Here is a 12597-nt window from a genome sequence, read left to right as displayed (position 1 = left end):
TAATGAGTAACAAAAAATCTACCAGTCTTTATATGAGAATTGTGCATCGATATTTAGGCTTTTTTTTAGCAGGAATTATGACGGTTTACGCCTTAAGTGGAGTTGTTTTAATTTTTAGAGAAACGGAATTTTTAAAAGTAGAAAAACAAATTGAAAAAAAACTTCAGCCAAATGCTGAAATAGCAGAAATTGGAAAAGCAATAAAAAAGCGAAATATTAAAATTTCAAAAGCTGAAGGTGATTTGGTATATTTTAATGGTGGAAGTTATAATAGACAAACTGGTTTGGTAAACTATACATCAAAACAATTACCGTATGTTTTAGATAAGTTTGTTCATTTACACAAAGCAACAACTAAACAACCATTGTATTGGTTAAACGTATTTTTTGGAGTGTCACTTTTATTTTTTGCAATCTCTTCCTTTTGGATGTTTCTTCCAAAATCAAAAATTTTTAAAAAAGGAATGTACTATACAATAGCGGGTTTTGTATTAACAGTAATCTTACTTTTTATATAGAATTTCAGAATAAAGTATAAAAAAAGCCTAACAAATTTGTTAGGCTTTTTTTATTTTATATAGTTTTTTAAAGCTTAAAAGCTTTTTTTACTTTATCAACGTAATCTAATTTTTCCCAAGTAAATAATTCAACTTCGGTAGAAATTTCAGTTCCATCAACATTTGTAAAAGTTTTAGTAACTGTATCATTTTTACGTCCCATATGTCCGTAAGCAGCTGTCTCTAAATACATTGGCTGACGTAGTTTTAAGCGATCTTCAATGGCAGATGGGCGCATATCAAAAATTTCTGAAATAATTTCAGCAATTTCACCATCACTTAAATCTACATTTGCAGTACCGTAGGTATTTACATAAATTCCCATAGGTTCTACAACACCAATAGCGTATGAAACTTGAATTAAAATTTCATCAGCAACACCAGCTGCAACAATATTTTTTGCAATATGGCGCGTTGCGTAAGCAGCACTTCTATCAACTTTACTTGGATCTTTTCCAGAAAAAGCTCCACCACCGTGAGCACCTTTACCTCCGTAAGTATCAACAATAATTTTTCTTCCTGTTAATCCAGTATCTCCGTGAGGTCCACCAATAACAAATTTACCTGTTGGATTTACGTGATACACAATATTATTGTTAAATAAAGCTTGAATATCAGCAGGAAGTTTAGCTATAACACGTGGAATTAAAATCTCAATAACATCACGTTTAATTTTAGCCAACATTTCATTGTCATCTTCTAAAAATTGATCGTGTTGAGTAGAAACTACAATATCTTTAATTCTAAAAGGAACATTATCATCGGTATATTCAATAGTAACTTGGCTTTTAGAATCTGGGCGTAAATAGGTAATTTCATTATTTTCTTTACGTAATAAAGCTAATTCTTGTAAAATTTTATGACTCAAGTCTAAAGCTAAAGGCATATAGTTTTCAGTTTCCTTGGTAGCATAACCAAACATCATTCCTTGGTCACCAGCACCTTGTTCTTCTTTAGAAGCTCTATCAACACCTTGGTTAATATCTTGAGATTGTTCGTGAATTGCAGAAAAAACTCCACAAGAGTTTCCATCAAACATATATTCACTTTTAGTGTAACCAATTTTATTGATTACATCTCTAGCAATTTTTTGAACGTCTAAATACGTTTTAGATTTTACTTCTCCAGCCAATACAACTTGACCAGTTGTTACTAGGGTTTCACAAGCTACTTTTGAATCTTTATCAAAAGCTAAAAAGTTGTCAATTAAAGCATCTGAAATTTGATCAGCAACTTTGTCTGGGTGTCCTTCAGAAACAGATTCTGATGTAAATAAATACGACATATTCTATCTATTTTTGTTTTTTAAACTTAAAATTTACTGGTTGCGAAAGCTAAAGGAAGTAATACATACTGCTTTAGCATTTTTTTTGAGAGGTTGCAATCAGTTCAAATCCTTCCTCTATTAATTTCGACTGCAAATGTATAAAAATTAGAATGATAACAACTAAATTTTAACTAAATTTTAATTCATTTGTTTTTTATGAAGTATTCTGTAAGAAGTATTTAAAATTTTCGACAAATACATTAAATTTTTTTAAGAATGAAGAAATATATATTAGCTATAGTTGTAATTTTTGTAATGGTAAGTTGTAGTTCAAGTGATTCAGATGATTCTTTAACAATGAATCAAATTGAGGTAGATTTGGAATCTGAACTTTCTGAAGAAGTAACAGTTATGGGTGATTTTGTTTCAGATGCGCATCCAACTTCAGGAAAAACTACAGTTACAAATTCAACATTAAATTTTCAAAATTTCAAAACCGATGACGGACCAAAATTATTGGTTTATTTATCAACTTCTGTAGAGTCAACAGATTTTGTGAACTTGGGAGATTTAAAAGGAATTGAGGGTAATTATACATATAATATTCCTGAAAATACCGATTTAGAAAAGTATAAATATGTAGTAATTTGGTGTGTAGATTTCTTGGTGAGTTTTGGTCACGCTGAATTAAAATAATTAAAAATATATTTGGTGATTAGAAAAAAGTATTTACATTTGTTGCAACAAAAACAAGAAAAATGAATACAATGTTTAACAATATGTGTGCTATGATGTGTAAAATTACACAGAGGTAACTATTGTTTAAATATTAATAAAATATAAATAATAAACCTCTGAAGAAATTCAGAGGTTTTTTTTTATAAAATGAATACAACTAAAAAAAACACCATGTCAAATCAACAAAAAATGCGAATGCAAATAATGTGTAGCACAATGAATTGGTATTGCCTAAAATGAAAAAACTAAAAAATCAATAAATAGATTTTAAGTCCCTTTGGTAATACCCTAACTAAAGGGACTTTTTTATATCAATTTCAGAATAAAACATTAAAAATATAATTATGAGTACTCAAAAAATTTCAACACAGGCATTACACGCAGGACACGATACAACAACAACAGCAGGAACTAGAGCAGTTCCTATTTACCAATCTTCATCGTACGTTTTTAATGATACAGAACATGCGGCTAATTTATTTTCTCTAAAAGAATTAGGATTTATTTATACAAGACTTAATAACCCAACAAATGATATTTTACAACAACGTTTGGCAGCAATTGAAGGTGGCGTTGGAGCTGTAGTATTTGCATCTGGAACTTCGGCAATATCAACAGGGTTACTAACTTTATTAAAAGCCGGTGATCACATAGTAGCTTCTAGTAGTTTGTACGGTGGTACTTTCACTTTATTAAATGTAACATTACCAAGATTAGGTATTACAACCACTTTTGTAGATGCTTCTAATCCAGATAATTTTAAGGCTGCTGTACAAGAAAATACCAGAGCATTTTTTGTAGAGTCTTTAGGAAATCCAAAGTTAGATGTGTTGGATTTAGAAGCAATTGCTGAACATTCTAAAGCGGCAGAAGTTCCATTTATAGTTGATAACACAGTTGCGAGTCCAGCTTTATTAAATCCAATAAAACACGGAGCAAATTTAGTAATACATTCTTTAACAAAATACATTGGCGGTCAAGGAAATTCATTAGGCGGAGCAATAATTGATGCTGGAACTTTTGATTGGACTAACGGAAAATTTCCAGAATTTACTGAACCTTCAGCAGGTTATCATGGTTTAATTTATAGTGAAGCTTTAGGAGCAGCAGCGTTTACGTTTAAATTAATTTTAGAAGGTTTACGTGATTTTGGTGGAGCTTTAAGTCCGTTCAATGCATTTCAAATTATACAAGGTTTAGAAACATTACCAGTACGTATTAAACAACACAGTGCAAATGCTCTAGAATTAGCACAATGGTTAGAAAGTAGAAAAGAAGTTGCTTGGGTAAATTATCCAGGTTTAGAAAGTAGTAACTACAATAAGTTGGCTAAAAAATACTTACCAAAAGGGCAAAGTGGTTTAGTTACTTTTGGAGTAAAAGGAGGTTTTGAAGCGGCTAAAAAAGTAACTGATGCAACTAAAATATTTTCATTATTAGCAAATATTGGAGATACAAAATCGCTAATTATTCACCCGGCAAGTACAACACATCAACAGTTAACTGTTGAGCAACAGGCAGGTGCGGGTGTAAGTCAAGATTTAATTAGATTGTCAGTTGGGCTTGAAGATATTGAAGATTTAAAAACTGATTTAGAAGCAGCTTTTAAAGCTATATAAATGTTTATTGTATAGAAATATCGTCATTGCTAGGAACGAAGCAATCTGTAGTTAAGATAAAGAGAGCACTTCAGCTATTTTGCAATGATGATTAACAAAAAAATAATTACGTATAAAACAGTTGTTTAGAAAAAAATTAATGCGTTAATTTGCGTTCGAGTTCAGTAATTTATTGACTATTGTTATCAAGAAAGGCAGAGGGAATAGACCCTGTGAAGCCTTGGCAACCCTTTATCTTTAAAGAAGGTGCCTAAATTCTACCAAATTATTTGGATAGATAACCCACAAGAATTTTTCTGAAATTCTGTCTTTTTTCTTAACAATTATTTTTTAACAAACGTTCGTCATTGCGGTGAGCATAGAGACGAAGCAATCTGTTAATAGACAAACAGATTACTTCAGCTACTTTGTAGCTTTGTAATAACAAATATAAATGATTGGATTTTTCAATCTTTTAATAATTAATAATGAGTGAATTAAAGCACATAGTAATTCAAAATTTTACTTCTGAAAAAGGAGATTCTTATTCAGATATTAAATTGTCTTACCAAGTTTTTGGACAGCCAATTAATACGGCTCCAATTATTTTGGTAAATCACGCATTAACTGGAAATAGCAACGTTGCTGGTGAAGAAGGTTGGTGGAAAGATTTAGTAGGTGAAGAAAAAGTAATTGATATAAATTGTTATACAATTCTTTCATTCAATATACCTGGAAATGGTTTTGATGGTTTTGAAATTGTAAACTATAAAGATTTTGAAGCCAGAGATATAGCAAATATTTTTTTATTAGGATTGAAACAATTACAAATTGAAAAATTATTTGCCTTAATTGGAGGCTCATTGGGAGGAGGAATAGCTTGGGAAATGGCAGTGATAAACCCAGAAATTACAGCCCATTTAATTGCCATTGCAACCGATTGGAAAGCTACTGATTGGTTAATTGCAAACTGCCAAATTCAAGAACAATTTTTGGTAAATTCAAGCAACCCAGTGCACGATGCCCGTATGCACGCAATGTTGTGTTACAGAACACCAGAATCTTTTAAAGAGCGTTTTCAGCGTTCAAAAAATGATGAGTTAGAGATTTTTAATGTAGAAAGTTGGTTGTTGCATCATGGCGAAAAATTGCAAGAGCGTTTTCAGCTTTCGGCATATAGATTAATGAATCAATTGCTTAAAACATTAGATGTTACTAAAGGAAGAGAAGATAATATTTTAGACACTATTAAAGCTAATATTCACATTATAGGTGTGGATTCTGATTTGTTTTTTACAGCTGAAGAAAATAGAGATACGCACAAGCAATTGGCTTTAATAAATCCGAATGTAACGTATAATGAAATAAACTCGGTGCATGGGCACGATGCCTTTTTAATAGAATACAAACAACTAGAAAAAATTATAGAACCTATTTTTAATAAGCGTTCAAAAAACAACATGAAAGTAGTAAAATTTGGAGGTAAATCTTTGGCAAACGGTAAAGGAATTGAAAGTGCATTAAATGTTATTTCTAATAAAGTGGCTAATGAAGAAGCTATTACTTTAGTAGTTTCAGCAAGAGGAAAATCTACCGATCAATTAGAATCTATTTTAGAAAAAGCCAAAAATAATTTACCTTATTTAGAGGAATTAGAAGCTTTTAAAAAGTACCAATTAGCGTTAGATAAAACCATTGAAGTTTCAGAAGAGTTTAAATTGTTAGATGAAATTTTTAAAGGTGTTAATTTATTAGGTGATTATAGTGCAAAAGTAAAAGATCAAGTATTAGCACAAGGTGAAATTTTATCAGCAAAAACAATTGCACATGTATTAAATTCAAAAGGAATCAAAGCAAATTTTGTAGATGCTAGAACTTTATTAAAAACAAACGATCAGTTTGGTGATGCACAATTATTTGAAGATGCTTCGGAAGATTTGGTAATTAAGCATTTTTCTGAACATCCAGCAAATGAAATTCAAGTAATTACAGGTTTTATTGCTTCAAATTTAAATGGTGAAACAACTACTTTGGGTAGAAATGGAAGTAATTATACAGCCTCATTAATTGCTAATTTTTTAAATGCTTCAGAATTTCAAAATTACACACACGTAAACGGAATTTTTACTGCAAATCCTGATTTGGTAGACAATGCTAAAAAAATTGAAAAACTTTCCTATCAAGAAGCCAATGAAATGGCAAATTTTGGAGCAAATATTTTGCACGCAAAAACCATTATTCCTTTAATTCAAAAAAATATTCCACTACGTATTTTAAATACTTTTGACAATGAAAATAAAGGAACATTAATTGGTCCAGAATCTGAAAATGGTGGAATAAAATCGTTGTCTGTTCAAGAAGATGTTGCTTTGGTAAACTTGGTTGGTAGAGGTTTGTTAGGTAAAGTTGGTGTTGATGGAAGAATTTTTACAGCTTTGGGTAAAGAAGGGATTAGTGTAAGTATAATCTCGCAAGGTTCAAGTGAACGTGGAATTGGTTTTATAGTAGACGCTAAAAATGGTTATAAAGCAAAACATGTATTGGAAAACGAGTTTAAAAATGACTTCCAAAGTAAAGATGTTAGCAGCATATTTGTAACTGAAAATGTATCGGTAATTTCAATAATTGGACAAACATTAAATACATTTCATCAGCCATATAGTGCTTTAATAAAAAACCATATAACACCTGTTTTAATAAATAATACAGTAACAGGTGAAAACGTGTGTTTAGTTGTTAAGCAAACTGAATTAAATAAGGCTGTTAATGTTGTTCACGGTGAAATATTTGGAGTTTCAAAAAACATAAACATTGCTATTTTTGGTAAAGGATTAGTTGGCGGAACTTTAATTGAGCAAATATTAAAAAGCGAACAAAATATTTTAAAACGTAAAAACATACAATTAAATGTGTTTGCTGTTGGAAATTCAACAAAAGTATTGTTAGATAAAAATGGAGTTTCTTCAAATTGGGAGGAAAAGTTATTGAGCGAAGGTGTAGAGAATTATTCAGTAAAAAATGTTATTGAATTTGCAGATAAAAACCATTTAGAAAATTTAATTGCAATAGACAATACTGCAAGTGCAGACTTTGTTGAAAATTATATTGAGTTGGTTGAAAACGGATTCGATTTAATTTCATCAAATAAAGTTGGAAATACGTTGAGTTATGATTTTTACAAAGAGTTGCGTGAGAAACTAGCTAAAAATAGAAAAACGTATTTGTACGAAACAAATGTTGGAGCAGGTTTACCTTTAATAGATACTATAAAAGTATTACACGATTCAGGTGAAAATATTACAGGAATAAAAGGCGTGTTTTCAGGCTCATTAAGTTATTTGTTCAATAATTTTTCAGCTCAAGATAGACCTTTTAGTGAAGTATTAAGTGAAGCAATTGAGAATGGATATACAGAACCAGATCCAAGAGAAGATTTATGTGGTAATGATGTTGGTAGAAAATTATTGATATTAGCTCGTGAGTTAGATTTACAAAATGAATTTGAAGATGTAGTTATTGAAAATTTAATTCCAGAAAATTTACGTAAAGGTTCTGCTGAAGAGTTTTTAGGACGATTAGAAGAATTGAACGGTTATTATAAAGAAGTAAAAGACAATCAAAAAGAAAATCACGTACTTCGTTATATAGGAGATTTATCCGGAGATTTACAACAAGATAAAGGTGTTTTAGAAGTAAAATTAGTGTCTGTACCAAAATCAAGTGCTTTAGGTCAAATTCAAGGAGCAGATGCCATTTTTGAAATTTATACAGAATCTTACGGTGAAAAACCAATTGTTATTCAAGGAGCAGGAGCAGGAGCAGCAGTTACAGCGCGTGGAGTATTTGGAGATATTTTACGTTTAGCAGAAAAGAATTAATTTTAACTAATAATAAAGCAGTATTCTGAACTTGTTTTAGAATATTAAAATATAGGAATTCAATAAATATGAGCGATTTTAATTTTGAAACAGAAGCCATTAGAAACCAGTTAGAACGTTCTCAATTTCAAGAACATTCAACACCAATGTACTTAACATCTAGTTTTGTTTTTGAAGATGCAGAGGATATGAGAGCTTCTTTTACTGAAGAAAAAATTAGAACCATTTATTCACGTTACAGCAATCCAAATACATCGGAGTTTGTAGAGAAAGTGGTAGCAATGGAAAAAGCTGAAGATGGTTATGCTTTTGCAACTGGTATGGCAGCAATTTTTTCAACTTTTGCAGCGTTGTTAAGCAGTGGAGATCATATTGTTTCGGCACGTTCTGTTTTTGGTTCAACACATACATTGTTTACTAAATATCTTCCAAAATGGAATATTGAAACTTCGTATTTCGATATAAATAAGCCTGAAGAAATAGAAAGTTTTATAAAGCCTTCAACAAAAATAATTTATGCTGAAACTCCTACAAATCCAGGAGTAGATTTAATAGATTTAGAGTTGTTGGGGAAAATTGCAAAAAAGCACCATTTATTATTGGTAATTGATAACTGTTTTGCAACACCATACATTCAACAACCAATTAAATATGGAGCAGATTTAGTAGTACATTCAGCAACTAAATTAATGGATGGTCAGGGTAGAGTTTTGGGTGGAGTAGTTGTTGGAAATAGTGATTTAATAAGAGAAATTTATTTATTTTCTAGAAATACAGGACCAGCAATGTCACCCTTTAATGCTTGGGTATTAAGTAAAAGTTTAGAAACTTTAGCTGTTAGAGTTGAAAAACATTGCGAAAATGCTTTAAAAGTTGCTGAATTTTTAGAGTCTAATAAAAATGTAAGCTTGGTAAAATATCCATTTTTAGAATCGCATCCGCAATATGAAATTGCAAAAAAGCAAATGAAATTAGGAGGAAATATAATTGCTTTTGAAATTAAAGGAGGAATTGAAGCAGGTAAAAAGTTTTTAAATAGCATTAAATTATGTTCGCTTTCTGCTAATTTAGGAGATACTAGAACTATAGTTACGCACCCAGCTTCAACCACACATTTTAGATTAAGTGAAGAGGAGAGGTTAGCAGCAGGAATTACACCTGGATTGGTAAGGGTATCGGTTGGTTTAGAGAATGTTATAGATGTTATTTCAGACCTAGAGCAAGCACTAAATAGCTAAAATTTTAAGATGATTTTTAGGGATATGTTAAAAGTTTAAAAAATTTTACCCTATAAGTCTATCGAATTAGTAGGGTAATAAAAAATAATGTATGTTTGCAATGTTAAAAAATGTAAATTTTAAAATTATAAATGATTTTAGATCAAATATTTATATCGAACCAAAAAAAGGCTAAAGAAGAAAAGTCAAAAAAAGTTGAAAAAACCTCTTCTGAAAGCACACTTCGAAGTGTTGTTAAATCAATAAGTTGGCGTGTAGTTGGCACTATAGATACAGTAGTTATTTCTTGGTTAATTACAGGTGAAGTTGCGTTAGCAATTAGTATTGGAACAGTAGAATTGGTTACTAAAATGGCTTTATATTTCTTTCATGAAAGAGCTTGGAATAATATAAAATGGGGAAAAAATGAGTAAATTATCAATAGAAGAAATTAATAAGGAATTAGAAGGGAAATCTCCAGAAGAGATTATTGTTTGGGCTTTAGATTATGCTAAAAACCCAGTAGTAACTACCAATTTTAGACCTTACGAAGTGGCAATTCTAAATGCTTGTACTGAAATAAAAAAAGATTTAAAAGTTATTTGGTGCGATACTGGTTACAATACACCAAACACCTATAAACATGCTAATGAAATTATCGAAAAATTAGGTTTAAATGTGCATTTATATGTACCGCAACAAACTACTGCTCATAGAGATTCAATTATGGGAATTCCTCAAATTGATGATCCAATGCATAAAGTGTTTACAGAACAAGTAAAATTAGAACCGTTTAATAGAGCAATGCAAGAGCATCAGCCAGATGTTTGGTTTACTAATTTACGTAAAGGTCAAACTGCTTTTAGAGATAGTATAAGTGTTGCTTCTTTTAGTAAAGATGGAAAATTAAAAGTAAGTCCTTTTTATAATTGGACAGATAAAGAATTAGATACTTATTTAGCAGAAAAAGAATTGCCAAATGAGTTTACATATTTTGACCCAACAAAAGTATTAGAGAATAGAGAATGCGGATTGCATTCATAAAATTTGAATTATGACAGAGAAGTTACACATTAATCAATTAGAAAACGAAGCTATTTATATTATGAGAGAAGTAGCTGCACAGTTTGAAAAACCAGTGCTGTTGTTTTCTGGAGGAAAAGATTCAATAACATTAGTAAGGTTGGCACAAAAAGCATTTTACCCAGCTAAAATTCCTTTTCCATTAATGCATATTGATACAGGACATAACTTTCCAGAAACTATAGAATTTAGAGATAAATTGGTTAAGGAACTAGGATTAGAATTAATTGTACGTAATGTACAAGACTCTATAGATCAAGGTAAAGTAAAAGAAGAGTCAGGAAGATATTCAAGCAGAAATATGTTGCAAACAACAACATTATTAGATGCAATTGAAGAGTTTAAATTTGATGCATGTATTGGTGGAGCTCGAAGAGATGAAGAAAAAGCTAGAGCAAAAGAACGTATTTTTTCAGTGCGTGATGATTTTGGTCAATGGGATGAAAAAAATCAACGCCCAGAATTGTTCGATATGTTGAATGGTGAAATTGATTTTGGTCAAAATGTGCGTGTTTTTCCAATTTCAAACTGGACAGAATTAGATGTTTGGACGTATATAGAAAATGAAAATTTAGAAATTCCTTCAATCTATTTTGCTCACAAACGTAGTGTATTTTTAAGAGATGGCCTTATATGGTCTGCTTCTGAACATGTATATAGAGATGAAGAAGAAGTAGTAGAAGAACGCATGGTTCGTTTTAGAACCGTTGGAGATATGAGTTGTACAGCAGCAGTAGATTCTTATGCTGAAACAATTAATCAAGTTGTATCAGAAATTAGAGATTCTAGTATTTCAGAAAGAGGAGCGAGAATAGATGATAAACGTTCAGAAGCAGCAATGGAAGAACGTAAACAACAAGGGTACTTTTAAAATTTTCTTTAGAAAATTGTGCTTTTAGCTTTTGGCATTTAGCCAATAGCAGAGAAAAAAATATTACTAAAATTAAGCCAATAGCAATAAGCGAACGGTAAAAAGCTAAACAAAAAAATGAAAGTTTTAAAAATAGCAACAGCAGGAAGTGTAGATGATGGAAAAAGTACTTTAATCGGGAGATTATTGTATGATACAAAATCATTAACCGATGATAAGTTAGAAGCAATTGAACGTAGTTCAAAACAAAAAGGATATGATTATTTAGATTTCTCTTTAGCAACAGATGGTTTGGTTGCTGAACGTGAACAAGGAATTACAATTGATGTAGCACATATCTACTTTTCAACAGCAACTAAAAGTTATATTATAGCAGATACACCAGGTCACGTAGAGTATACACGTAACATGGTTACAGGAGCTTCAACTTCACAAGCAGCAATAATTTTAATTGATGCGCGTCATGGAGTAATTGAACAAACATATCGTCACTTTTTCATAAATAATTTATTGAGAATTAAAGATGTAATTGTAGCTGTTAACAAAATGGATTTAGTTGAATTTTCTGAAGATAGATACAACGAAATTAAAGCAGATTTTCAAAAACTTGTTGATAAAAGTGATTACGAAGATCAAAATATTACGTTTATTCCTGTAAGTGCTTTAAAAGGTGATAATGTAGTTGAAAAAGGAAATAATATGGATTGGTTTGAAGGCCAAACTTTGCTAGAACATTTAGAAAAATTAGATACGGAAGATATTTATAATAAAGGAAATGTTCGTTTTCCAGTTCAATATGTTATTCGTCCAAAAACAGAAGAATATCACGATTTTAGAGGGTATGCAGGTAAAGTTTATGGAGGTGATTTAAAAGTCGGAGACGATGTGGTAATTCTTCCTTCAGAAACAAAAAGTAAAATTAAAGAGATTTATTTCTACGACAAAAAATACGAAAGTGCTGCACGTAGATCATCAGTTACTGTAACATTAGAAAATGATGTAAATGTAAGCAGAGGAGATATGATTGTTAGAGTTGGAGAATTACCAAAAAGTGATAAACGTTTTACTGCAACTATAGCTTGGATGGATAATAAAAATTTACAGTCAGGCTCTAAATATGTTTTACAACATGGAGTAAATAAAGTATTGGCAAAAGTAAATACAATTCATAATAGAATAAATCCAGATTATTCTGGAATTGAGTTGGATGTTGATAGTTTAAAAATGAATGATATTGCATCAATTTCATTTCAATTAAACAAGCCAATATTTTTTGATGCATTTAAAGAAAATAGAACTAACGGATCATTTATTTTAATAGATCCACAATCAAACAACACTGTGGGTGTTGGATTTATCGAATAAGGTAAGAAACTAAAAATCAAATA

The 12597-nt window shown here is 30.5% G+C and carries 10 protein-coding genes and 1 riboswitch; of the genes, 9 read left to right on the top strand and 1 reads right to left on the bottom strand.

The window, feature by feature from the left end; all coding sequences use genetic code 11:
- Positions 1-2 precede the first annotated feature (2 nt).
- Positions 3-518 carry a PepSY domain-containing protein gene (locus R3X25_RS11145; RefSeq protein WP_317674803.1) on the top strand — a complete coding sequence of 172 codons (516 nt, stop codon included), beginning with the start codon at positions 3-5 and terminating at the stop codon, positions 516-518.
- 67 nt (positions 519-585) lie between these two features.
- Here the strand turns inward: R3X25_RS11145 and metK are convergent, their stop codons facing one another.
- Positions 586-1842, bottom strand: a complete 1257-nt coding sequence (metK, locus tag R3X25_RS11140; RefSeq protein WP_317674801.1) for a methionine adenosyltransferase — start codon at positions 1840-1842, stop codon at positions 586-588.
- A 258-nt stretch (positions 1843-2100) separates the two neighbouring features.
- On the opposite strand from metK, the gene R3X25_RS11135 reads away from it, so the two are divergent.
- The 8 genes from R3X25_RS11135 to R3X25_RS11100 all read left to right on the top strand — a co-directional run bounded on the left by R3X25_RS11135 (position 2101) and on the right by R3X25_RS11100 (position 12574).
- Positions 2101-2520, top strand: a complete 420-nt coding sequence (locus R3X25_RS11135; RefSeq protein ID WP_317674799.1) for a DM13 domain-containing protein — start codon at positions 2101-2103, stop codon at positions 2518-2520.
- A gap of 386 nt (positions 2521-2906) precedes the next feature.
- Positions 2907-4181 carry an O-acetylhomoserine aminocarboxypropyltransferase/cysteine synthase family protein gene (locus R3X25_RS11130; protein WP_317674797.1) on the top strand — a complete coding sequence of 425 codons (1275 nt, stop codon included), beginning with the start codon at positions 2907-2909 and terminating at the stop codon, positions 4179-4181.
- A 179-nt stretch (positions 4182-4360) separates the two neighbouring features.
- Positions 4361-4465: riboswitch (SAM riboswitch) on the top strand.
- A gap of 180 nt (positions 4466-4645) precedes the next feature.
- A complete protein-coding gene (gene thrA, locus R3X25_RS11125) occupies positions 4646-8038 on the top strand; it encodes a bifunctional aspartate kinase/homoserine dehydrogenase I (protein ID WP_317675067.1) in 3393 nt (1130 codons plus the stop codon).
- A gap of 68 nt (positions 8039-8106) precedes the next feature.
- The gene (locus R3X25_RS11120; RefSeq protein ID WP_317674795.1) at positions 8107-9276 is read left to right on the top strand and encodes a trans-sulfuration enzyme family protein; all 1170 of its coding nucleotides are present in this window, start codon (positions 8107-8109) and stop codon (positions 9274-9276) included.
- 131 nt (positions 9277-9407) lie between these two features.
- Positions 9408-9689, top strand: a complete 282-nt coding sequence (locus R3X25_RS11115) for a DUF2061 domain-containing protein (protein ID WP_317674793.1) — start codon at positions 9408-9410, stop codon at positions 9687-9689.
- Entirely contained in the window at positions 9682-10299 is a 618-nt protein-coding gene (locus R3X25_RS11110) for a phosphoadenosine phosphosulfate reductase family protein (RefSeq protein ID WP_317674791.1), read from the top strand. Before R3X25_RS11115 ends, R3X25_RS11110 begins: the two co-directional genes overlap by 8 nt.
- Before the next feature lie 10 nt (positions 10300-10309).
- Entirely contained in the window at positions 10310-11209 is a 900-nt protein-coding gene (gene cysD, locus R3X25_RS11105; RefSeq protein ID WP_317674789.1) for a sulfate adenylyltransferase subunit CysD, read from the top strand.
- A 117-nt stretch (positions 11210-11326) separates the two neighbouring features.
- Positions 11327-12574, top strand: coding sequence for a sulfate adenylyltransferase subunit 1 (locus tag R3X25_RS11100; protein ID WP_317674787.1), 1248 nt, complete (start codon positions 11327-11329; stop codon positions 12572-12574).
- Positions 12575-12597: the final 23 nt, after the last annotated feature.

This window comes from Lutibacter sp. TH_r2 (assembly GCF_033101135.1).
In the GTDB taxonomy this organism is placed as follows: Bacteria; Bacteroidota; Bacteroidia; order Flavobacteriales; family Flavobacteriaceae; genus Lutibacter.
Note: the sequence above shows the minus strand (reverse complement) of the source record. Positions and strands in the feature narration are given on the sequence as shown.